This window comes from Gilvibacter sediminis (assembly GCF_028561565.1).
Taxonomy (GTDB): Bacteria; Bacteroidota; Bacteroidia; order Flavobacteriales; family Flavobacteriaceae; genus Gilvibacter; species Gilvibacter sediminis.
Window position 1 is genome coordinate 196,584 of the sequence record NZ_JAQQTE010000019.1, and the last position, 23,928, is coordinate 220,511.

At 43.7% G+C, this 23,928-nt stretch carries 23 protein-coding genes; 8 read left to right on the forward strand and 15 right to left on the reverse strand.

The window, feature by feature from the left end:
• Nucleotide 1: 1 nt before the first annotated feature.
• The gene (locus tag POW22_RS11275) at nucleotides 2-700 is read right to left on the reverse strand and encodes an NRDE family protein (RefSeq protein WP_272832789.1); all 699 of its coding nucleotides are present in this window, start codon (nucleotides 698-700) and stop codon (nucleotides 2-4) included.
• Between the two features lie 131 nt (nucleotides 701-831).
• Here POW22_RS11275 and pruA point away from each other — a divergent pair, with 131 nt between their 5' ends.
• On the forward strand, nucleotides 832-2,457 hold the full coding sequence (gene pruA, locus POW22_RS11280) for an L-glutamate gamma-semialdehyde dehydrogenase (protein ID WP_272832790.1): 1,626 nt from the start codon (nucleotides 832-834) through the stop codon (nucleotides 2,455-2,457).
• Between the two features lie 215 nt (nucleotides 2,458-2,672).
• Here the strand turns inward: pruA and rsmG are convergent, their stop codons facing one another.
• Entirely contained in the window at nucleotides 2,673-3,296 is a 624-nt protein-coding gene (gene rsmG / locus POW22_RS11285) for a 16S rRNA (guanine(527)-N(7))-methyltransferase RsmG (RefSeq protein WP_272832791.1), read from the reverse strand.
• 125 nt (nucleotides 3,297-3,421) lie between these two features.
• Here rsmG and POW22_RS11290 point away from each other — a divergent pair, with 125 nt between their 5' ends.
• The 3 genes from POW22_RS11290 to POW22_RS11300 all read left to right on the forward strand — a co-directional run bounded on the left by POW22_RS11290 (nucleotide 3,422) and on the right by POW22_RS11300 (nucleotide 6,400).
• Nucleotides 3,422-4,522: a fatty acid desaturase family protein gene (locus POW22_RS11290; RefSeq protein ID WP_272832792.1), complete on the forward strand. Its 1,101-nt coding sequence runs from the start codon at nucleotides 3,422-3,424 to the stop codon at nucleotides 4,520-4,522.
• Nucleotide 4,523: 1 nt separating this feature from the next.
• The gene (locus POW22_RS11295) at nucleotides 4,524-5,711 is read left to right on the forward strand and encodes a pyridoxal phosphate-dependent aminotransferase (RefSeq protein ID WP_272832793.1); all 1,188 of its coding nucleotides are present in this window, start codon (nucleotides 4,524-4,526) and stop codon (nucleotides 5,709-5,711) included.
• Nucleotides 5,712-6,049: 338 nt separating this feature from the next.
• Nucleotides 6,050-6,400 carry a cupin domain-containing protein gene (locus POW22_RS11300; RefSeq protein WP_272832795.1) on the forward strand — a complete coding sequence of 117 codons (351 nt, stop codon included), beginning with the start codon at nucleotides 6,050-6,052 and terminating at the stop codon, nucleotides 6,398-6,400.
• A 12-nt stretch (nucleotides 6,401-6,412) separates the two neighbouring features.
• On the opposite strand, the gene POW22_RS11305 is transcribed toward POW22_RS11300, so the two are convergent.
• The 12 genes from POW22_RS11305 to trkA form a co-directional block, all read right to left on the reverse strand.
• On the reverse strand, nucleotides 6,413-7,426 hold the full coding sequence (locus POW22_RS11305; RefSeq protein ID WP_272832796.1) for a hypothetical protein: 1,014 nt from the start codon (nucleotides 7,424-7,426) through the stop codon (nucleotides 6,413-6,415).
• 101 nt (nucleotides 7,427-7,527) lie between these two features.
• Complete coding sequence (locus POW22_RS11310) at nucleotides 7,528-9,369, reverse strand: PLP-dependent aminotransferase family protein (protein WP_272832797.1); 1,842 nt, start codon at nucleotides 9,367-9,369, stop codon at nucleotides 7,528-7,530.
• A 32-nt stretch (nucleotides 9,370-9,401) separates the two neighbouring features.
• A complete protein-coding gene (locus POW22_RS11315) occupies nucleotides 9,402-10,157 on the reverse strand; it encodes an SDR family NAD(P)-dependent oxidoreductase (RefSeq protein ID WP_272832798.1) in 756 nt (251 codons plus the stop codon).
• A gap of 83 nt (nucleotides 10,158-10,240) precedes the next feature.
• Entirely contained in the window at nucleotides 10,241-11,158 is a 918-nt protein-coding gene (locus POW22_RS11320; protein ID WP_272832799.1) for an AraC family transcriptional regulator, read from the reverse strand.
• A 93-nt stretch (nucleotides 11,159-11,251) separates the two neighbouring features.
• Nucleotides 11,252-11,629, reverse strand: coding sequence for a DUF6326 family protein (locus POW22_RS11325; protein WP_272832800.1), 378 nt, complete (start codon nucleotides 11,627-11,629; stop codon nucleotides 11,252-11,254).
• Between the two features lie 39 nt (nucleotides 11,630-11,668).
• Nucleotides 11,669-12,064, reverse strand: coding sequence for a hypothetical protein (locus tag POW22_RS11330; protein WP_272832801.1), 396 nt, complete (start codon nucleotides 12,062-12,064; stop codon nucleotides 11,669-11,671).
• Nucleotides 12,065-12,172: 108 nt separating this feature from the next.
• Entirely contained in the window at nucleotides 12,173-12,748 is a 576-nt protein-coding gene (locus POW22_RS11335) for a Crp/Fnr family transcriptional regulator (protein ID WP_272832802.1), read from the reverse strand.
• A 54-nt stretch (nucleotides 12,749-12,802) separates the two neighbouring features.
• Nucleotides 12,803-13,873, reverse strand: a complete 1,071-nt coding sequence (locus POW22_RS11340; protein ID WP_272832803.1) for an alpha/beta hydrolase family protein — start codon at nucleotides 13,871-13,873, stop codon at nucleotides 12,803-12,805.
• A gap of 21 nt (nucleotides 13,874-13,894) precedes the next feature.
• On the reverse strand, nucleotides 13,895-14,236 hold the full coding sequence (locus POW22_RS11345) for a zinc ribbon domain-containing protein YjdM (RefSeq protein WP_272832804.1): 342 nt from the start codon (nucleotides 14,234-14,236) through the stop codon (nucleotides 13,895-13,897).
• Between the two features lie 61 nt (nucleotides 14,237-14,297).
• Nucleotides 14,298-14,684: a hypothetical protein gene (locus tag POW22_RS11350; protein WP_272832805.1), complete on the reverse strand. Its 387-nt coding sequence runs from the start codon at nucleotides 14,682-14,684 to the stop codon at nucleotides 14,298-14,300.
• 272 nt (nucleotides 14,685-14,956) lie between these two features.
• A complete protein-coding gene (locus POW22_RS11355) occupies nucleotides 14,957-16,465 on the reverse strand; it encodes a TrkH family potassium uptake protein (RefSeq protein ID WP_272832807.1) in 1,509 nt (502 codons plus the stop codon).
• Nucleotides 16,465-17,814, reverse strand: a complete 1,350-nt coding sequence (gene trkA, locus POW22_RS11360; RefSeq protein ID WP_272832808.1) for a Trk system potassium transporter TrkA — start codon at nucleotides 17,812-17,814, stop codon at nucleotides 16,465-16,467. The genes POW22_RS11355 and trkA overlap by 1 nt, the downstream gene beginning before the upstream one ends.
• 121 nt (nucleotides 17,815-17,935) lie before the next feature.
• Here trkA and ubiE point away from each other — a divergent pair, with 121 nt between their 5' ends.
• Nucleotides 17,936-18,670, forward strand: a complete 735-nt coding sequence (ubiE, locus tag POW22_RS11365; RefSeq protein WP_272832809.1) for a bifunctional demethylmenaquinone methyltransferase/2-methoxy-6-polyprenyl-1,4-benzoquinol methylase UbiE — start codon at nucleotides 17,936-17,938, stop codon at nucleotides 18,668-18,670.
• Entirely contained in the window at nucleotides 18,667-19,368 is a 702-nt protein-coding gene (gene porT, locus POW22_RS11370) for a type IX secretion/gliding motility protein PorT/SprT (protein ID WP_272832810.1), read from the forward strand. The genes ubiE and porT overlap by 4 nt, the downstream gene beginning before the upstream one ends.
• Here porT and POW22_RS11375 read toward each other — a convergent pair.
• Entirely contained in the window at nucleotides 19,355-20,134 is a 780-nt protein-coding gene (locus tag POW22_RS11375) for a TrmH family RNA methyltransferase (protein ID WP_336407716.1), read from the reverse strand. The genes porT and POW22_RS11375 overlap by 14 nt on opposite strands.
• 73 nt (nucleotides 20,135-20,207) lie before the next feature.
• Here POW22_RS11375 and tamL point away from each other — a divergent pair, with 73 nt between their 5' ends.
• Nucleotides 20,208-22,757: a translocation and assembly module lipoprotein TamL gene (tamL, locus tag POW22_RS11380; protein WP_272832811.1), complete on the forward strand. Its 2,550-nt coding sequence runs from the start codon at nucleotides 20,208-20,210 to the stop codon at nucleotides 22,755-22,757.
• Between the two features lie 103 nt (nucleotides 22,758-22,860).
• Nucleotides 22,861-23,928: a class II fructose-bisphosphate aldolase gene (gene fbaA / locus POW22_RS11385; RefSeq protein ID WP_272832812.1), complete on the forward strand. Its 1,068-nt coding sequence runs from the start codon at nucleotides 22,861-22,863 to the stop codon at nucleotides 23,926-23,928.

Sequence of the window (23,928 nt, forward strand, 5' to 3'; positions counted from 1 at the left end):
TTTATAAATAATGATGCGTGATTGCGCCTTCTGGCAGTTCTTGATATCTAAACTGCACGCGATCTGCGCGTTTGTCAATACTACTTATGCTTTTAGTACGCACAAAGCCGCGATTCATTACAATGTCATTCTCAGGATCGCCATCTCCAGCCATTCTGTGAAAATGCAACTGCGTATTCAGTCGGGAATCGTTTTCGCGGAGAAAATCTGCAAACCAAGCTTCTCGCTTTGCCGCGACATCTGCTGTGTAAAGTTGTCGCGAGGACCAGATCCGAGGTGCTACAGGCAAATCCTGAAGATGCTTTTGCTGTCCATCCCACACACATTCCAACAAACTCAATTCATCCTTCCAATCTATAACTATAACTGTAAACGGCTCCACTCCTGTCAGATCTTGGTTTTCCAGTAATTGCTTGCCTTGTGCGGCTTGTAAAAGGTCCAAAACCAACAGCCCACGGCTCCTGCCATAAGTACCTATTGGGTGACGCTCAAAACCTCCGTTGAGCAAACAGACGGCACGTTGTTTATTGCTAAGACCAATCCAAGAGCCTCCCGCTAGCGCATCTTTTGGAAAAATACAGTCCGCAGCCTCCAAACTATAAACCTCTGGTAACAAGGTTTGGCGCTTTGGCGATTCGTCTCGGTTGGATACCAAACTGAAATCAGCATTATTCTTAGGTATGAAAGTCAGGGTACACATGAAATTGCCCACAGTGTTTTACAAGGAGCAATTTAGCATTTTTAGCGAATTGTTTCGCCCGGGCTTTCTCACAGAAAAGGGGATGAAATTTTGTAAATTTGCAGAAATCAAAAATCAGTAATCGATCAATTATGGGAAAAGGATTCTACGAGGTACCTGTAGCCGTGAACGAACCGGTAAAGGACTACGCTCCTGGCTCTCCAGAACGCGAAGCCGTTCTCGCAGCTTATAAAGAATTATACAATGCCAATATTGATGTTCCTATGTACATCAACGGTGAAGAAGTTCGTACAGGAGACACGGCAACCATGTCGCCTCCACACGAACACCAACATATCTTGGGAACGTATCACCGCGCTACTCAAGCCAATGTGCAATCGGCCATTGACGGTGCTTTAGAGGCGCGCAAAACTTGGTCACAAATGCCTTGGGAACAGCGTGCAGCGATCTTTTTAAGAGCTGCTGAATTGATCGCGGGGCCATATCGCGCTAAGATCAACGCCGCAACCATGTTGGCACAATCCAAGACCATTTACCAAGCAGAGATCGATGCTGCTTGTGAATTCATTGACTTCTTGCGCTTTAATGTGCAATTCATGACGGAGATCTATGCGGAGCAGCCAGAGTCTACTTCTGGAGCTTGGAACCGTTTGGAATATCGTCCTTTGGAAGGGTTCATTTACGCCATTACTCCATTCAACTTTACAGCGATCTCTGGGAACCTTCCTGCGAGTGCCGCGCTCCTGGGGAATGTGGTGGTTTGGAAGCCTTCTGATAGCCAGATCTTCTCTGCTAAAGTGATTGTAGACGTATTTAAAGAAGCTGGAGTTCCTGACGGCGTGATCAATGTGGTATACGGAGATCCTGTTATGATCACCAATACTGTATTGGACAGTCCTGATTTTAGCGGACTTCACTTTACGGGATCAACCCACGTATTTAAAAACCTTTGGAAGCAGATCGGAGAAAATATTTTCAACTACAAAACTTACCCACGTATTGTTGGGGAGACCGGCGGAAAGGACTTTATTGTAGCGCACAAATCCTCAAATTCAAAACAAGTAAGTACGGCGATCAGCCGCGGAGCGTTTGAATTCCAAGGGCAAAAGTGTAGTGCTGCGAGCCGTTGTTATATTCCGCAGAGCCTATGGCCAGCGGTTAAGGAGGAAGTTATTGCAGACGTAAAATCGTTTAAAATAGGTTCTCCAGAAGATATGAGCAACTTCATCACCGCGGTGATCCACGAAGGCTCATTTGACAAATTAGCTTCTTATATCGATGCAGCAAAAGCAGACGCTAATGCGGAGATCATTGTAGGTGGAAACTACGACAAATCCAAAGGATACTTTATTGAGCCTACGGTTATCGTGACTTCCAATCCAAAATACACTACTATGTGCACGGAATTGTTCGGCCCAGTAGTAACCATTTTCGTTTATGAGGATGATGCTTGGGAAGAGACCTTGCACTTGGTTGATGAAACTGGTGAATACGCCTTAACTGGAGCTCTATTCTCAGAAGATCGTTACGCTTTAGAAACTGCCGTAAAGATCTTAGAGAACGCCGCTGGTAACTTCTATATCAACGACAAGCCAACTGGGGCTGTTGTTGGGCAGCAGCCATTTGGAGGTGCTCGCGGAAGTGGAACCAATGACAAGGCAGGAAGCAAACTTAACCTGTACCGCTGGATATCTCCACGTATGGTGAAAGAGACCTTTGTTTCTCCAACGGACTATCGTTATCCTTTCTTAGGATAAATCGATTAGGTATCAATAAAAAAGCCGCTCTAGTAGCGGCTTTTTTTATGGCTTATACTGTAAAATCAATCTTGGCTTCCACTATCACCTAAAAAATGTATGAAATTACCCCAAACTTCTTTCCTTTTCTTAATCGTAGCGCTGCTATGATTTGCAAAAAGAGCATCGCTTGTAACAATTTCATCTCATTTTCGGTTTAACATTGTAAGCCCAGATTAATTTTTTAATGGCAAATGCACCACTGCTTTTGTCTCAAAGAATGGGTCTTCATAAAAATCTGCAATGGAGTGAATGGTTGCCTTTGGATAAGGAGCGAGTTCTTCAGTTAGGTCACCGCCTTTTAAATACAAGATACCATTCGCCAGTTCGTGATTGGATTGCTTTTTCACTTTGTTCTTTACCCAAGGAACAAATCGTTCCATACGCGTTACCGCTCGGCTGACAATAAAATCAAATTGCCCTTCCACCTGTTCTGCGCGCATCGCTTTGGCAGTGACATTCTCTAGTTCTAAGGCCTTAGCAACCTCATTGACTACTTTGATCTTTTTTTGAATACTATCTACCAAAGTAAATTCCACCTCAGGAAAAAGTATGGCCAGTGGAATTCCTGGAAAACCTCCGCCAGTACCGACGTCTAAAACACGACTCCCAGGTTTAAAGGATTGGATCTTAGCAATGGCCAGACTGTGCAAAACGTGTCTCACTGGGAGTTCGTCAATGTCTTTTCTGGAAACCACATTGATCTGCGCATTCCAATGCACGTAAAGAGATTGTAATGCATTTAGCTGTTCTAGTTGTTGCTCAGAAAGGCTCGAAAAATGAAGGCTATAATCAGTCATAATAGAAATCGCTGTGCAAATTTACATTTTCTATTATTTCTTGAAGTTTTGAGTTCCACCCAATCGATACAATCTTTATCTTTACAACTTGTTATATTACTTCAAAACAAAAAAACGCGAATAGTTTGAACACGAATCAAGTAACCTTCTCCAGAGTCGATTCCGCGAAATTTTTCCGAACCCTTAACAAGCGCGTAAACGCTTACTTCAAAGAGAACAACATTGCCCGAACAGGTAATTGGAAGCTTCACCTTAAAACAGTGATCATGTTCTCCTTGTATTTGACGCCTTACTTTTTATTGTTGACCCTAGATTTCCCCACCTGGGCACAACTACTTTTTACCATCCTGATGGGGATCGGCATGGCCGGGGTTGGTATGAATGTAATGCACGACGCCAATCACGGGTCCTACTCCTCTAAAAAGTGGGTGAACAAACTCTTGGGTAGTAGTATCTATATTTTGGCAGGTAACGTATACAACTGGCAGGTACAGCACAATGTGTTGCACCACACCTACACCAATATTCACGGCCATGATGAAGACATGGAAGCCGGGCGTGTTCTACGCTTCTCTAAGCATGCCAAATGGCACAGGCACCACAGATTCCAGCACTATTACAGTGTGTTTTTGTACGGGCTATTGACCTTCAACTGGATGCTTACTGCAGATTTCATGCAAACCAAACGCTATTTGGCGCGCGGCTTATCTTACGGAAAGTTCCCGGGGAAATTCAAGCAGTGGAGCAACTTGGTTATCACTAAGGTAATCTACGTTTCTATCTGGATCGTATTGCCGATCATCTTTATGGATATTGCTTGGTGGAAGATCCTTATTGGATTCTTTATCATGCACTATGTGGCTGGGTTGATCTTGAGCATCATCTTCCAATTGGCGCACATTGTAGAAGATACAGACATGCCATTACCAGATGACACAGGCAACATGAAGAACACTTGGGCAATTCACCAACTTTTTACCACCGTGAATTTCGGGACAACAAACAGAATCATCAATTGGTTCTCTGGCGGATTGAACCATCAGGTGGAACACCATATCTTCCCGAACATCAGCCACATCCATTACAATGATATTGCGAAGATCGTGAAGCAAACAGCGCAGGAGTACAACCTGCCTTACTTTGAATACAAAACAACGCGCAAAGCGCTAATGGCCCACTTTAGACACCTAAAGGAAATGGGCATGAAACCATCATACTCGGTTTAATATGCAACAACGACTATCAGATCGCGTCACGCAAATGGCAACTTCTGCCACCTTGGCCATGGCGGCTAAGGCCCGTGAGTTGAGAGAATCAGGAAAGGACATCATTGGTCTATCTTTAGGAGAACCAGACTTTACTGTACCAGAATTTGTAAAGGATGCGGCCATCCAAGCCGTTAAGGATGATTATCATTCCTATACTCCTGTTGACGGTTATGGCGATTTGAAACAAGCCATCATCACCAAATTTGAGCGCGATAACGGTTTGCACTACAATCCAGCACAGATTGTAGTTTCTACAGGAGCTAAACAGTCTTTATCTAATTTAGCCATGGTATTGCTTAACCCAGGGGATGAAGTTCTGCTTCCGGCTCCGTATTGGGTCTCTTACAGCGATATCAGCAAATTGGCTGGAGGTGTGCCTGTAGTGATTCCATCGTCTATTGAAACCGATTTTAAAGTAACTCCAGAAGCCTTGGAAGCTGCCATCACACCAAAAACGCGTATGATGATCTACAGCAGTCCTTGTAATCCAAGCGGTTCTGTATATTCTAAAGAAGAGCTTCGTGCACTGGCTGATGTTTTAGCCAAATACCCAGAGATCATTGTAGTGAGTGATGAGATCTATGAGCACATCAATTTTGTGGATCAACACGCTTCAATGGCGAGTTTTGATGATATGTATGACCGTACCGTTGTAGTGAACGGTGTATCTAAGGCCTTTTCCATGACGGGCTGGCGTATTGGTTATATTGGCGCTCCAGAGTGGATCGCTCGTGCTTGTAATAAAATGCAAGGTCAGGTGACTAGTGGAGCCAATTGTATTGCTCAGCGCGCAACTATAGATGCCCTGAACAACAATCCAGAAAAGATCAAATATATGATCGACGCATTTAAAGAGCGCCGTCAATTGGTTTTGGAATTGGTTAACGACATTCCAGGATTCAAGGCCAACGAGCCAGAAGGTGCTTTTTACGTATTCCCAGACATCTCCGCTTACTTTGGAAAGACCCTCAACGGAAAGACCATTGAGAACGCCACGGACTTCTCTTTGTTCTTACTAGAAGAAGCCAATGTTGCCACAGTAACGGGTGTAGCCTTTGGAGATCCTAATTGCATTCGTATTTCATACGCTGCCTCCGAACAAGATATTCGAGAAGCTTTAAGACGCATTAAAGAAGCGGTTTCGTAAAGATTTTATTTTTATATAAAAGGGCCCGAAGTCAAAACTTCGGGCTTTTTATTTTAAGGACAAGTGCTTATACCTTTCTTCACACTTTTTTCCATTGATGAAAAAAGTGTGCAAAAAAATCTAGCCCCTTCCCAGTCTGTTTTGGCGCTCGTTCTTAAAAACAACTGACGCACTCGCGCCAAACCGTTCACAAAATCTGAGTCGCACGCGGCCCTGCCGCATGGTGTGCGACATCGAACCGATCTTTGTTCACATACAGACGCCTCGCAGGAAGGTGCGGTTTTAAAATAATTTTATGGGAATTAAGAATTAACTTCGTTAAAACAAAATAAGTTAAAATGACCTTCGGAGACTTTAGTGATATTAAACCTATTGAAATAGCTCCTGGCTATCACGCTAGATTTATTCATACTGAAACACATACGTTTAGTTATGTCGAAGTGGAACCCGGGAAACCAATCCCAATGCATTCGCATCCGCATGAACAAATATCTCTGGTCCAAGAAGGTGAATTTGAACTTACCGTAGCAGACGATACGCGCATTTGCACTCGCAACGTCCCTGTACTAATTCAAGGCGATGTTGTCCACGGAGGACGTTCCATTACGGCTTGTAAGATTTTGGACATCTTCACTCCGGTTCGGGAAGATTACAAAAAGTTATCCGAGAATTCAGAACTTGATCATTAATCTCGGATCAATTTAATCCTCGGACATCTCGTTCCAATTCTCAATGAGCTCAATGATACCGTCAAAGTGCTCTTGAGGGGACATTTCATCCATTTGATCAAAACTACTGAAGGTGTAACCATAAGCATCCATGGTTGGAGTTTCTGATCGTACAAATGGCCCAGAAAGACCCGCCATCCAGCCGTCTTCCTTCCAACCCTCAGCATCAGATCTGAATTTCCATAGGTAAAAATCAGCAGGACCTACGTCGCTGTATTCAACCGTAAAGATCTCCACAAGTTCAATTTCAGATGGTACTCTGGCCAATTCCGTAGGATAGATCAACCAGTTGACCATATCGGCTTTAGAGAGTTCTCGTTGATTGTTATAGGCCTTAGGAAAGTACCTCATTTTACTAACGGCATTGAGGAATCTATGAATCAATCCACGAGTCTCATCATCTGCGGCTAAGCTTTCAAAATGGCTTTGGTCAACTTGCTCATCGCGCAGCGTCAAAGAGCTAACTGCAAAATATTTAGGCCTGTTGTCTACATAATAGCTCAAGGATTCTTGAAGCTCCTCAAGCGAGGCTTGCGTTTTACCGAATCCAAGAATATCCATAATGATGCAGGAATTGGCGCGCGCATCCATATAGACCTCATCATCCCAGATCCAGTCGTGATAGTCTTCTGCCTGTCTTAGATTTTTTCTGAATTCTGCATTGAAAGTTGAGAGTCTGAGCTCACTCTCTGCAGTGAGTTCAAAGAAATCAGACCCACAGACCTCCAAGGTAAGACTTGCAATTCCATAGTGAAAATCTGTGGTTTCAATAGCCTTATTCAGGTGCTCCGCTAAGCTCTTGCTGTGCTTGAGTAATTCCTCTGGATTTTCTTGAATCTGACCAAAGATGTATACCACCGCGTCCTCTTGAGATCCCGGCTTTACCAGTAGTGCAATTTGCTCTTCAATCTCTGAACTGATCTGTGCAGCCAGTGGCGCGACAGCTCCAAGGACTGTAAATAGACATATGATTAATCTGATTTTCATCGCGGTAGATTGTGGTTGTGTATTGAACAATTTTAAGGCCAAGATAACCAACAAATAACTATCAGGTCTCCTTTTTTGGTCAATCTCAAACAGAAAAAATCCTATTTCAAACTATCGACAAACTGAGAAAACACTTCTTTATGCTTCTCTAAATCCAAGTCTGGTGCAACAGCAACGCGAACTATATAGTCCTTATCGCCCTCCTTGGTAGTCCCTTGTGTGGAGGTTGCAGGAATGGTCCAATAACATCCCTTTAATTGTCCGTAACTCACGCAATATTTGCTCTCATTTGGAATCTCACTGATCATTAAATTGATCAATTTTAGATTCAAGGCTCTTTTATAGCTTTCGCGCTCGGCTTCCGTCTCGCCCTTGGTGGGCAAATCCAAAGAGAATACTGAAGGTGTAAAACCTTGAGCAGCCAAGTCTTCAGAAACAAAATTGATCTTTGCCTCAGGCAGTTCTTGCTCAATATGAGTTACAAAAGCTCGTGTATTTTTATAGGCCCCTGCAATCCGATCTAACATGGAAGGCATCTGTTCTGCCAAGATCTCGTATTGCAGCTCGGTTGCCTCATTATCGCAAAGGGTCAAATGACGGCCAATGGGCGCCATCAAAGCAGCGGCTTTGTTATTGGCTGTGGCATAACCCGCCGTACAACGTCCTCCGCTTGGAAATTTTGAACCACTCACATAGGCAATCGCTTTAACGTCTGCCAGGACATCATCAGCTCCTAAAAACGGAAAGTTTGGACAAAAGGTTTGATCCAAGATAAACACAGGCGCAACCGCTGGATTACCCTCTGGAGTGAACCGAGCTTTAGCTAGTGCATCTCTCAGTGCTTCTAATTCTGGCACCTCTACCCTTGGATTGGTTGGAATCTCTGCAATGATATATGGAACTGCATCAATCGCTGCCATATCCTCCAAGAGCGCATGTACACTGCTGACCATATCGTTTCCAGCATCTACGGGCAGATCCACAATTTCTACCTGATCTAAAGTAGCCGCGACTCGCCGGGCTTGATCATTAGTACCTCCGTAACAGTTCGGCGGAATAAGCACTTTTATTTGTTTTTCAGGATGGGTTTTTTGAGCGTCATCTATAAGTCCCATCATTATGGCATACTGCATAGAAAGTCCGCTTGATGCCACAAGTGCTTCTGTGTTTGAGCCCGTTATCTCTTTGATGGTTTCAAGTACTGCGGATTTATTTTGTTTAGTACTAACAACTCTATCTACCGATTCCCCATTCAATTCCTTCAAGGCCGTGAGGCAATCTGCAGGAGTCATGGCTATGGTCTCTCGTCTTCTGAAATGCTGAATTTCTGAAATGTATGGTTTATTTTGCTCATCATTCACAGCGACAATACTGCCTAGATGCGCATCAATATTCACTGCAAAGTCAATGTGCATATCCAGATTGAAATCTGTCAAAGTTCTAGTTGTACTCACAAAAACAGTACTTCCATCAAAGGAATCAATATTTGTGGATTGCCCTACTTCTTCCAATTTAAAATCAAAACCATAAACGGATCGGACCTTTTCAGCGTCCAAAGAAGTGGGCAATTCATCTGCATAAAGAATTCGAGTTTGCTTCCCCTGTAAATGATTGGTACGTAAAATAGCCAGTATAGGAGCTGTAGCCGAAGCAAAACTGATCACCTGTTCTGATGACAATCCATTTAATTGAGCTATGGCCCATTCCAAGACTGAAGACAAAGGATGTCCCAATCGTATATAGTCGTAAGCCGTGGGTAGTGCCGCCAAATTTTCGGTAGTAACATCATCCTTATGATACAAGGAAGCGAAAGCCTCGATAAATTCTACCTTGGCTTGACTTTCATTGTAAATGTCCAGACGGTGGGTGGTTAAATTCAACCAATCCGCAGGCATATTCTCTAGGACTGCAGATAGCTTATCTAATTTTTGTGTTGTAATCATATAGTGCTAAAAAAGCTTTGTCGTTTATTGGTCTAAGACCTTAAATAAGACGCTCCGTTGATGTCTAAAATAGCTCCGGAGGCATATTCCATACCCACGTTGACCAAGGCTAGAATTCCACTTGCCACCTCTTCCGGTTGCGCCATTCTACCAAAGGGCGATTCTGCCAAAAGGGCCTTACGCTCAACTTCAGTTAGTGTTTTGCTAGCCATGTCAGTTTCCGTAAAACCTGGCGCCACCACATAGCAGTATATCTGATCCTTAGCCAATGCTTTTGCCATAGATTGACTCATGGCATTGAGCGCTGCTTTGCTAGCTGCGTAAGCGGGCTTAGCGGGTTCTCCTCTAAAGGCGCCTCGAGAAGAAACATTCACAATTTTTCCACCACCATTGGACTTCATGGCCTGAGCCGCCCAATAGGTCAAATTTGCAGCGGTGATCACGTTCATTTGCATGAGTTTTTGCCAAGCCTCATTCCAGTGATCAAAGGTATCTTCCACATTGTGAAAAATAGAAATACCAGCATTATTTACCAGAATATCCAACTGTCCATAATGAGCAACAAAGTCTGAGATGAGTTGCTCCGGAGCCTCAGTCTGGCTGATATCACAAGCAAAGAGCTTATGCCCTTCCCCTGGCAATTCTGCCAAGGTCTTCTCTGCTGCATCTCGATTGCTTTTGTAATTGATGCCTACTTGAGCTCCCTTTGCGGCAAAGGCCAAAGCAGTAGCCTTACCGATGCCTCTGGAGCCTCCTGTGATCAGTACTTTCTTGCCCGAATAATCCATAGTTTAATATTCAATTTTACAGCTTTGGCAATCTCAAACTCTAGGTTTTTAGAGTGTTCAAAATCGCACTATAAAATTAAACATTAATCTACAGGTATACACAGATCAACGATGCACTTTTGCTCGGGATGCTGTTTAAAATCGTTGTGGTAGATCTCAAAGGGTTCTTGATCATTCTTGGTGTAACCCTGCTCATTCATCCAAACAAAAAGGCCCGTCCAAGATTTCTCAAACTCGTCCAAACCAATCTCAAAGCTCCCTACTATACATTTTCCTGGTTCAAGGGTTCTCGTACTTACAACACCCGCTGGTTTTTCATCAGAATTTAGCAGTATGGAGGCACTCATTCTGACCTCAGCAGGGGCAGTGAACTTAAAGCTGTCGTGAAAGACCGTTGCCAGTTTTGTTTGATCATTCATGAGACCTTTAGGTGCTGCCCATTGCATGAGCTGTCCATAGGCTGTTTCTAAGTTTTGCAAACCTTTGCAACTTACATAAGCGGTTTGTAGTTGTGGCATTTGTTTTACCTCAATAGTAGCATTCATAGTAATCCAGTTTTTGTGATTTTTAATGATGCTAAGGTATTGCTCCACATCAGGATAGGCTTGACCATTCTTGCGCAGCAGTTGACTTATCTTGCTAAATCTATTTGGGTTCTGTTTTTTGAATTCCGTCGGAGAAACCTCAAAGTACTTTTTGAACGCCCGAGAAAAAGAAGACACCTCGCTAAAACCGTATTTCTGAGCCAATTCTGAGGCTGTTATATCTCGATGCAATAGTTCATCCGCAGCCTTGGTCAAGCGTCTGCGAATCACGTATTCATTCAAAGTTTCTTCGGTGATAAACTTAAAGATGCGATGAAAATGATAGGGTGAAAAATAGGCCACCTGCGCAATGCGCTCTAAGGACAGATCGCCACCCAAGTTCTCATCGATATAATCAAAAACGCGATTCAATCGGCTTTGGTAATCTGGATTTATGGCTTGATTGGTTTCGGTCATCGTTTATTTCTGATTCAGCTAAGGCTAAATTACAGAATCGTTTGCTTTTGGAAACAATCCTGCGGTAACACCATGTAATAATAAGCAAGCTTATCATTGCCCTTGGGGTAATCGAAGGGCAACTACGAAAATTAAACCTAAGGCGATCAACTTTACAATGCCAAAGAAAAGATCATCAGCATCCGCAGTAAAAAAAGTACTGATGATTCCCCCGGCTACTAGCACAGAAACTAGAATATTAGCAAACCTGTTGGTCTTGGGTTTTAGGTAATTGGAGAGCAGCATCATTAAAATGGGAAGCTCTAAAATGAATCCGTAAAACAGTAGGGAACCTTCTGATATTTGCATGCCTCGCATTTCATCAATATAGCCTGGAGCTAACATTTGATGCAGATCCCGAAAAATCATATTGAATAAAATAAAGGCCCATAATAGAGACAGGAAACGTTCTGGATTTTGTGTTTTTATCATGTTAAATAGTATTTGTGATTATTAAGGTTGAGCCAACCATTATTGACCCGCTAAAAAGGCTACATACTCTGTGGTGACCAAGTCATTCAATTGCAAGAGGTTTAACTCTCTTTTGGCTTTTAACGAATCAATTTTCTGACGATAATTCGCTAATTCAGCCTGCTGAGCTTGGTTTGGATTCGGGGCGGGTCCGCCTGTTAGGCTATTGATATTTCGATACATTAGGGCGATCTGATGCTCTTGCTGATCGATCTCAAAAAGCAAAGGACAAGCCGCTAAGGTTTCTTTGTAGTTGGCGTAACCACCTTGCTCCTGAAGCAGATTTACAGCGAGATCAAAGTCTAAAGGTTCTGATTTATCATCCCAAGTAAAAATGGAGAATACTCCAGCCACTAAGGCTCCTGTGATGAGTTCAATGAGTTTAACAACAGTCATGTTTTTTCTTTTACAACATTTAATGCTGCAAAGATGGATTGGGCCCATGGCCTGTGCATTGACTTGGGTTAAGAAATGAATTTAACTGAGTAAGAAGAGGTTAAATCCTTAAGAAAAAAGTCTTTTGCGGATTCTGCTGAGGGATTCTGGTTTGATACCCAAATAGCTCGCAATCATATATTGCGGCACGCGGTTGATCAGGTCCGGGCGGCTAGCGACCAATTGTTGGTAGCGATCCTCGGGAGATTGATTCTTAAAATTATCAAAGGACAGCTGCTTCTTGACCGACAATTGATCTCCGATCTTGATAAACATAGGAACAAATTGTGGGAACTTCGCGATAAACTCCTGAGTGCTCTCATCGGTGCCGCTTGAGATCACCGAAGGCTCTACGCAGGACAAATAATACTCAGAAGGTGTTTGACTGACGTAACTGGCAGGAGTGATGGGATCATTCTCTGTATAGAAATCCATGATGCGCTCCTCTCCGTCTTGAATGTAGTAGCGACGCACACATCCTTTAAGCACTAAAAAGCAATTCTTGGCCACTTGGCCGGCTTCTAAAAGCACAGTGTTCTTTGCGTATTCTCGAATAATATCAGTGTTTTTGATCACCTCGATCTCTTCTGGAGATAGATCCATGTATTGAGAAAAGTAAGCAACCAGCAGATTGTCCGTATTCATAGCCTTATTGAATTGCTTGAGAAAGTTAAGAAAATATAAGCTAGTCTTAAGCTGCTAATTCGTTTGTTCTTGGATCTTGATCCAGTTCGCTATATCGACCACCACTTGCTTTTCAATGGAAGTGGGAATGTCTTTGACTTCTTCAAACAGACCAGTTTCACAGACTTGAAATAAATGATTCAAGTTCGGGTATACCTTAAAAGTGACAGATGGACTTTTAGAGGCCTTGAGTTTGGTCTTTAAGAGTTCAAACTCCTCCGGATAAACTACAAAAAGGTCTTTATCGCCGGTAATTGCAAATACCGGACAATCAATATCAGCGTAAAATTCAAAGTCTTTGTAGGTCTTAAAATAATCGTGATTCAAGCGGTTGACAAAAAATGTGGTTTCATTCAAAAAAGCCTCTTCCAGATCTGCATTGGCAACCTCACGTAAATAATAGTTATCCTGATGTGTTCTGCGGATCAAACTCAAAACATTTTGCTCAATCTGCTGCAAATCATCACCATTTTTAATGTAGCGCCAGATCTGCTGTTCCAAAGCGGTCTGTTTCACTATCTGTGACTGTGGAAAATAGTTAGCCCGCATATGTGCCACCATCTGCTTGGTCATAGTAATGTCAAGCGGATTGGCTGGTGGCGCCATAAGCACCATAAATGCACATTCTTTTACTTCCCGCGCCGCCAGGGGTGCAACTTCTCCACCTTCACTTTGGCCAATAAAACCAACTTGGCCAATCTTGGCTTGTTTTGATAAATACTTAAAAGCGGCTGCAGCATCTTGGGCAAACAAACCTAAAGTAGCCTCGGCAAAACTACCGCCAGATTCTCCTACGCCACGCTTGTCATAACGCAAGGAAGCTATGCCTCGTTGCGCCAAATAAATGGCTACGTCTTTGAAGAATTTATGCCCTTGAAAACTTTGATCGCGATCCATCTCACCAGACCCAGCTACTAAAACCACACCGGGAAAAGGACCTTCGCCTTCTGGTGTGACCAACTCTCCAACCAAGACCACACCATCTTTTTCATTAGTAAATCGAACTTCTTGAGTGTTGAAATCTAAGTCTGCATCTACGCATCCCATCAGGAGTACACAGCAAAGAAGAGTAAAATATCTAAACATAACTATTGCGCTTACTGCAAGTTACGCTTTCTTGACAAATTCAGATTTTAACCCCATAGCACCAAAACCGTCAATCTTGCAAGCAATGTCATGATCTCCTTCTACCAAGCGAATGTTCTTCACCTTGGTGCCTTTCTTAACCGGTTTGGGAGCGCCTTTAACAGGAAGGTCTTTAATGACAATAACAGTATCACCGTCTTGGAGCGGGTTTCCATTAGCGTCCACTATAGCCGATTCATCTGCCGCCATTTCTTGGGACGCATCCCATTCAAAACTGCATTCCGGGCAGGCATAGATGTCTGAATGTAAATTATATCCGTAAGGAGATTGACAGCGCGGACAAGGTTTCATTTGGTCGGACATGGAATCGTTAGCTTGATGTTTCTATTGCCGCCAAAAGTACAAGTATTTTGCCGATACGTGATCAGTTCAGATCGTCATCCTGCAAGACAAGAATGTACTGCTTGTCGAATTCTCCTATATCATTAAAGGTCCAAAGACTATCGTCAATAGGATCTTGTCGGTATACTTCTGAGAGATTGCCTTCTGCATCACGAATAAAAAGCACGATGGAATCAAAAGCCTCCAAAGAGGATGGAACCACCGAGTCCGATGGACCTTGCCCCGCGATGATATACTGCTGGCCGCCAATTTCAATATCGATCTCATTGTTGGTTTCCGTCACAAAGACCAAAGTGGCGCTGGTTTCATTCTGAACGACCATCTCTGTAACAACAACAGGTGGGTCATCTTCTGAACAGATCGTGGCCAAAAAATAAGGTGCAAGGAATAACAATAGATAGGATTTCATAGTAACAATTTTTCTTACTGATGAAACAACTCAACGTGAGAAATCCCTAAAGGCCTTTTGTGATTGATTACAGTAGGTTGATGATAATTAGATAATCCCCTGCCGCGCTGGAAGTTGTAGAACTTTTTTTTAAATGTCATCTCGATACAACGCCACTTCGTGGCGCCACTCGATGACCGTTAGCGATTCTTCCATTACTGAACAATGTTTTGAAAAAACCAAACATCCAGTGGATGTTTGAGTGAAGTACCCGCGTAAGCGGAAAACACAATCTATCTATTCTTCCAAAAGAATGGAGTAAAAAGAATAAGCACCGTAAAGAGTTCCAATCGGCCAATAAGCATCAAGAAAGAAGCCCACCATTTTCCAGCGGTTGGTAATGAAGCGTAGTTTTCAACAGGGCCCAGATCTCCTAAGGCAGGTCCTACATTACCTAATGTAGAGGCAGCACCACCCAAGGCTGTTTTAAAATCCAAACCTATCCAAGAGAATACCAAGGTCCCAATGATAAAACTCAACATATACAGAATGAAGAATGCAAGTATGTTGAATACAATGGGTTGTTGTACCGCCTTTTGATTGTAGCGTACCGGCAGAATGGCGTTGGGATGCAAGGTTCTTCTAAACTCCATGATCCCGTTTTTGATCATGATGATGTGACGCACGATCTTGATCCCTCCAGAAGTAGATCCGCTGCTTCCGCCTAGGAACATCAGCCCAAAGAAAAAGAGCGTCAAGAAGGGCGTCCAGAGTGTGAAATCTGCCGTTACAAAACCTGTGGTGGTCACTACAGCAAGCACTTGAAACAATCCGTGTCTGAGCGCGGATTCTCCTGCACCCAATACTTGCGGATGCGCTACAGAGCTCGCACTGACATCAGCCTGAAAATAAATGATCAATGCCGCAACGAGCGTCAAAGAAACAATCCCGATCAAATAGTATTTGAATTCATCGTCTTCAAAAATTCGACTGAACTTACGCTTAAACGCAAAGTAACTCAAGACAAAATTGGTCCCCGCCAAGAACATGAATACAATGATGATGTATTGAATTAAAGGCGTATCATTCCAATAGGCTACACTGGCATTTTTGGTAGAGAAACCACCCGTACTGAGCGTACTTAAAGAGTGATTTACCGCATCAAAAACAGACATACCAGCCACTGAGAGTAAAATAGTCTCTGCCACTGTATAACCTACATAAATCAACCACAGGCGCTTGGCTGTATCTGTAATTCGAGGGTGTAGTTTATCGCCTCCCGGCCCTGGTGCCTCTGCAGCAAAGAGCTGCATCCCTCCAATACCCAAAAGCGGTAAAATAGCAATGGCCAAAACAATGATTCCCATTCCTCCGATCCAGTGGGTAATACTGCGCCAAAGCAAAATCCCCTCAGGCATGACCTCAATATCATTTAAAATCGTTGCCCCCGTAGTGGTATAGCCGCTAATGGTCTCAAAAAAGGCATCGCTATATACAGGAATGGCATCCGTCAAGACATACGGCAAACTGCCCGTTATGGACATGAACAGCCATCCAAAGGTCACGATGAGATATCCTTCACGTTTCTGTAATTCTTTGCGGTGTTTGGCCGTGGCATACATAAAAAGACCGCCCAAAAGATTGGTGATCAAGCCGGCCAATAAAATGCCTTCAGTAGCCCCATCGTCATAACCAAAACTCACCAAAGCAGAGATCCACATAAAGCCTCCGTTGCACAGCAACAGCAAGCCCATGAGGTGAAAAATGAGTTTTAAATTGAGTCTGGATAAGGAAGAGATCATCAGACGAAGAGTTTTTCTACCTTCTCTAAGGCTTGAGGCAAACAAGAAACCACTACTCTATCCCCTTCTTTGATCTCAAAGTCTCCAAGGGCAATGATACCTTCACCATCGCGAATGATCCCTCCAATTATGGCAGATCTCGGAAAATCCAGCTCGCGAATGATCTTGTTACACACGGCACTCTCTGGGTGCACAATAAATTCCAAAAGCTCCACGTTCATATTGTTGAGCTTGGTAATAGCAACAACCTCCCCTTTTCTGATGTATCTAAAAATGGTATTTGCCGCGAGAAGTTTTTTATTGATCAAGGTATTGATCCCGATGGACTGCGAAAGTTGGAAGTAATCCATATTCTCGACCAGAGCGATGGTTTTCTTAACCCCACGTGATTTGGCTACCAAGCAACTCATGATATTGGTCTCTGAGTTTCCAGTCACCGAAACAAAGGCATCCATATCAGAGATTGCTTCTTCTTCTAACAACTCCACATTGCGGCCATCTCCGTTGATCACCAAACAACTCGGTACATCATCGGCAATTTCAAAGGCTTTGTCCTTATCGGATTCAATGAGTTTTACCTTGAATTTACTTGCACAGAGGTCTCTGGCCGTTTTAAAGCCGATATTACTCCCGCCCAAGATCATAACATTTCTAAGGTCTTCTTTCACCTTGCCTACCATGGTATAAATGCTTTCCAAGCCCTCTTTAACGGTGACAAAATAAACCTGATCTCCTTCTCGGAATTGTGTATCTCCGCGTGGAATAATCGTGTATTGGGTTCCGCTACGCTGGATGGCGATCGGCACATAAGTGTACTTTTCGCTCACGTCTGCCAGATCGCGAACGCTCTTACCTACTATAGAAGACGTTCTGGAAAGGATCAGTCCAACCATGGTCAAAGCGCCTTCGTCAAATTCATAAGTATCGTTGAATCCACTCTGGTTGAGTAGCAAACCAATCTCATTGGCCGCCAAGGATTCTGGAGAGATCAACTCGTCAATACCCAAATGAGTAAATCCGATCTCGTCCTTATTTTCAATGAATTCAGCATTGGAAATACGCGCAATGGTGCGCTTGGCCCCCAATTGTTTAGCAAGAACACAAACGGTAATGTTCGTGGTCTCACTGGAGGTCACCCCAATCACCAATTCGGTATTGGCAACATCTGCATCTTTTAGTACCGAAATAGAGGTTGCGTCTCCTTTGACCACCCGAATATCCAAATGCGTATCTGCATACTGCAAACTGGCACGGTCAGTATCAATCAAAGTAATGTCTTGCGATTCAAAGGAAAGCAGTTTGGCTAAATGGAAGCCAACCTCGCCGGCACCGGCTATTATAATCTTCATAGGCTACGAAAAGCGTGCGGGGCAAATTTACAGAAAATCTCAATATCTGCCTCCAAGATTATCAGCTTTGACACATCACTAATGGCTCTATTTTGCGTATTTTTGCACCCAAATTGATGCCATGGCCAAGTCGGTGAACCCTTATAAAGATTCGGACCTCAACAAAAAAGCACAAGTGGAGCAGATGTTTGACAACATCTCCAACCGCTATGATGGGCTGAACCGCGTAATAACCTTTGGTATTGACCAAAAATGGCGCAGAAAGGTGGTCAAGATGATCGTTGCTCAAGATCCAGAAACTGTTTTGGACATTGCCACAGGTACGGGAGACCTAGCCATTGCCTTCGCGCAGCGCTTGGATAAAGCCAAGGTGACCGGTTTGGATATTTCTGAAGGCATGCTCAGTGTGGCCCGCAAGAAAACGGCAGAAGCTTCTTTTGCAGATCGATTGGAATTTGTGAAAGCAGACTCAGAAGCCATGCCCTACCCAGACAATCATTTTGATGCTATCACAGTTTCCTTCGGGATCAGAAACTTTGAGAATTTAGAAAAAGGTTTGGCTGAGATTCTACGTGTTCTCAAGCCTGGCGGCCTTTTTGTGGTCTTGGAAACCTCCGTTCCAGAAAAATTTCCTTACAAACAGGGCTATAAATTCTACTCAAAAGGTATCTTGCCGCTCATTGGAAAGTTGTTTTCTAAGGATAAAGTAGCTTACGGTTATTTGTCCGAAAGCGCAGCCGCTTTTCCTTATGGCGAACGACTCAACAATATTTTTGCAAAAATTGGGTTTATAGAGACTGAAAATAAGCCACAAACATTTGGTGTTGCTACCATTTATACTGCTACCAAGGCATGAGTAGAAAATTGATCCTGATATTGGCATTTGCCATCTTTGCGCAGACCGCACAAGCACAGCTGTTTAGCAAGGAACGTTTGGCTAATCTAGAAACCTTCGACAAGCGATTTTTGACCTGGGGTTACTTTTTAGGATTCAATTCTTACGATTTCAAGATCGAATATGAAGGGCCTCAAGTAGAAGATATTGCAGTAGACCGCATTGGAGGATTCAATGTGGGACTGATTGGAGATATGCGTTTGAACGAGTATATGAATCTGCGTCTAGAACCGGGACTTTACTTTTCTCAGCGCGATCTTCGTTTTCCGGGCTTTACAGAAGAGAGAGACATATTGCGGGAGGTGAAATCCACTTACATTCACGTTCCTTTATTACTCAAGTTTTCTACCAAACGCTTGAATAACTTCAAACCTTTTGTTGTTGGTGGTGTCTCTACCGCTTGGAATCTATCGAGCAATAGCGACAATCCGCAAGACAATTCAGGTGGTGAATTTAGAATGGAAGCTACCGCTCAATTTTGGGAAGTCGGTTTTGGAATCGATTTTTACCTGTTCTATTTCAAGTTCACGCCTTCCATTCGCGGAGTTTTTGCTATGAATAACGAATTGATCCCAGACAACGACCCCAACAGCCCTTGGACGGGGAATATCGGCTCCATGAGCACCCGCGGGATCTTCATCAACTTTACTTTTCAATAGAGCGTTTAAACTCACTGAGCAAGACAGCAGTAGCTGTAGCTACGTTTAGACTTTCCTGACCCATTCCAAAATTGGGGATACTCAATTTAGTATCTATTACTGCGGAAGCCTCTTGGGAAATCCCTTGACCTTCATTACCCATGACCAAAACGGCATCTTGTGGCAACGCAGTTTGATACACATTATCTCCTTGCATGAATCCGCCATAAACCGGCAAATCTGTTTGGGCTAGCCAAGCAGGTAAATCCTCTAAATAATGCAATTGAACGCGCGCCAGACTGCCCATAGAAGCCTGAACCACTTTTGGATTGTAACAGTCTGCGGTTTGTTGTGTGCAGACAATATGGTGTACTCCGAACCAATCGGCCAAACGCATGATTGTTCCAAGATTACCTGGGTCTTGAATACTGTCCAATGCGAGGATCAGTCCTTCTTCCTTTAAGGCAGTATTTGTTTTCCGATTAAAGACCGCAAAGGCCATGTTGGGCGATTTTTGGTTACTGATCTTTTTGAGCTCCGCAGCACTGATCAAGTCCGCAGTCACATCAGAAAAAACACCTAAATCTGTGCTGTAAAGCGCTTCGACCTCTAATCCTGCGTCCAACAAATCTTGAATCAGTTTGGGGCCTTCTGCCACAAAAACCTCGTGGCGGTCTCTGTACTTTTTTTGACCCAGTGACGTTAGGTATTTTAAGGTGTTTTTGCTCAGCATAGTTCTGGAGGTCATTCCGTGCAAACTCCTGCTACCTTCCAATCCAAAATGCATTGTTCACGCAGTTTGCTAAATAAAGGCGGACTGTATCGGAAATAGTTTATTTTTGATGTAATCTTAAAGCCGCTTGAAGCAACTTCACTCAAAAATAGTATTAATATTTGTTACGGCCTTGTTGCTGTACTCGTGCAACGCTGTCAAGCGGGTTCCACAGGACAAATACCTCTTGATTGAGAATGAGATCAACGTAGATGGGGAGGTCATCAAAGACACCTATATCTACGATCAACTCTCACAGCGACCAAATACCCGCGTACTGGGGATTCCATTTAGTTTGCACATCTACAATTTTGCAAAAAAGGACCCAGACAGCACTTTTCAGGATTGGCTTAAAAAGAAGCCCAAACGCGAAGAGCGCCTGACCCGAAAATTATCGGAGAAACAGCTCTATGAATTGGAACAATCCTATATCGGGATCAACAATTGGATCAAGAAGATTGGAGAGGCTCCTGTGGTTATTGATGACGCCAAACTAGAAAAATCGCGCAGACGCTTGGAGCGATACTACCGCCGTAGAGGCTGGTTCAATACCCAAGCAAGCTTTAGCGTAAATGGAGACAGCAGCCAACGCGCAAAAGTGAGTTATAAGGTTGTTCGCAATCAGCCTTACATCATTGATTCCATAAAGGCACAGATCAGTTCTCCTGTAGTAGATTCGCTCTTTCAACTCACCAAGCAGCAGAGTTTTATTGTTGAGGGTGAACAATACAATGCAGAGAATTTTGAGAATGAAATTGACCGTTTGACGCTGCAGTTTCGCAACTCTGGACTTTATGATTTTGATACAGAATACGTCACTTTTGAAGGCGACACCGTTGAAACCGATCACAAAGCACTGATCACCTATGTGATCCCAGACAGAACCATCACTACACCAGACAGTACCTACACAGAACCTTTCAAATCTTATGATGTCAACAAGGTGCGTATTGTGACAGATTACCGCTACGCGCTGAGGAATTCACAATTTTCCGACAGCTTGAATTTTGACGATTTTGAGCTTTACAGCTTTGAAGGTTTAGACTACAAACCCAAGGCCATCACCGATGCAATTTCCATTACACCTGGAGAGGTCTTCCGAGACGTGGACCGCTCGCTGACCTACAATCAGATTAGTGACCTCAACGTATTTAGATATCCGACCATAGAATACAGTCCAGACCCTGATGATCCAGAAGGCAATGGGCTTATCGCGAACATACTGCTCACTCCGCTTAAGAAATACAATCTGGATTTAAATTTTGATGCCTCCACCTCTACCGTACAAGAATTTGGGGTTGCCTTTAGGACGACTTTTTCCATACGGAATGTCTTTAAAGGCGCAGAAACTCTGGAGCTCTCGGCAAGAGGTTCTTTAGGTTCGTCTCAAGATGCCGCCGATGCGGACCGAAGCTTTTTCAACATCTCTGACGTAGGCGGGAATGCTGCGCTACAGTTTCCGCGAATCCTTTTTCCGCTCAATACGGATAGAATCATCCCTAAATATATGTCGCCCAAAACGCGTATCAGTACCGGGGTTGGATTTCAAAACAATATTGGTCTTGACAGACAAAACTTGAATTTGGCCTTCAATTATCAATGGAAACCCACCCCTACTAAAAGTTGGAACCTCAGCTTGGCAGATATACAGTACGTGCGCAATTTGAACACCAGTAACTTCTTTAATGTCTACCGCAGTTCCTTTGACATTGTCAATGATATTGCGACCAGCAGCGGTTATATGTTTGAGGATACTGAAAGTGAGGCATTGGGTATTCCTGAGGAGATCGACCAGTTTTTGATCGATGCCTTGGGTGACAATCCAGACGGTTTGACTTTTACCGATGACAATCTGGAAGAATTGGCCAGTGTTGATGAAAGACGCGACCGACTCTCTGAGGACAATTTGATCTTCAGTTCTAGTGTGACCTGGATTCGCGATTCCCGCGAGGACACTTACGACCTGAGCTTTTCACGCTGGCGTTTGAAACTCGAATCCGCAGGAAACTTCTTGTCCCTGCTTACCAATCTGGCAGACACTGATATTGCTGAAGACGGCAACAGAAAGGCCTTGGGAGTAGAATTCTCGCAATATGTAAAGACTGAGATCGACTTTATCCGCCACTGGGAGATCAATCAAAATGCAGTCTTTGCCGTCCATGGTTTTGGTGGAATTGCCATCCCTTACGGCAACAGTAACAGCATTCCTTTTATCCGCTCTTATTTTGCAGGAGGAGCGAACGACAACCGAGGCTGGAGGCCGTTTGACCTGGGTCCGGGAAGCAGCGGAAGCCGCTTGGACTTTAACGAAGCGAACTTCAAACTCGCCTTCAATGCCGAATACCGTTTTACCCTTTTGGGCGCTTTAAAAGGAGCGCTTTTTGTGGACGCTGGGAATATTTGGAACGTTTTAGACTCTCAAGAAGATGAGGCTTTTCGTTTCTCTGGATTGAGCGATTTAGGCGAATTAGCCGTTGCCAGCGGTTTTGGTATCCGCTATGACTTTGGATTCTTTGTCCTTCGATTTGACACGGGATTCAAAACGCACAACCCCGCGCGACCCCTTGGAGACCGCTGGTTTAAGGAATATAACTTTGCCAATGCAGTCTTTAATATTGGGGTGAATTATCCTTTCTAAATCCATCAGCTAAAACGTTAGCGTTGATTCTAACCGCTCTCTGGGGCATGCAGTAGTTTTTTTGTTATTTTTGCTACCCTAACCCATACTGAAAAACGTCTTTATGAGTCATTCTATTAAACCGGGAGTAGCTACCGGTAGAGAAGTTCAGGAAATCCACAAACTAGCGAAAGAAAAAGGTTTTGCCATGCCAGCGGTAAACGTAGTTGGAACCAACTCCGTAAACACCGTACTGGAAACAGCAGTGGCCCTTAACGCTCCAGTAATCATTCAATACTCCAACGGAGGAGCACAATTCAATGCTGGAAAAGGTCTTTCTAACGAAAATCAAAAATCGGCGATCGCCGGCGGAATCGCTGGAGCGCGACATATACACGAAATGGCTAAGGCTTACGGAGCCACAGTGATCTTGCACACAGACCACTGCGCCAAAAAATTATTGCCTTGGGTAGACGGCTTGCTGGATGCCAGTGAGGTGCACTACAAGCAATTCGGAACTCCTTTGTACAGCAGTCATATGTTGGACCTTTCTGAGGAGCCGATTGAAGAAAACATTGAGATCTCGAAAAGATATCTAGAACGCATGACCAAGATGGGCATGACCTTAGAGATCGAATTGGGGATCACTGGTGGTGAAGAAGACGGAGTGGACAACTCTGATGTTGACGCTTCTAAACTTTACACCCAACCCGAAGAAGTGGCTTACGCTTATGAGGAACTCATGAAAGTGAGTGATCAGTTTACCGTTGCTGCCGCTTTTGGAAACGTACACGGGGTATACAAGCCTGGAAACGTAAAACTAACTCCAAAGATCTTGAAGAACTCTCAGGAGTATGTTCAAGCTAAATTTGGAACCGGACACAACCCAGTTGATTTTGTATTCCACGGCGGTAGTGGTTCTACTTTGGAGGAGATCCGTGAAGCTATTGGCTACGGAGTGGTGAAAATGAACATTGACACCGACCTACAGTTTGCTTTCTGTGAAGGAATCCGTGACTATATGACTGGAAACATCGATTACCTAAGAACACAGATCGGTAACCCTGACGGAGCTGATGTACCGAACAAGAAATATTACGACCCACGCAAATGGTTGCGCGAAGGTGAGATCACTTTCCGCAAGCGTTTGGAGAAAGCATTTGAGGACCTTAACAACGTAAACACCCTTTAA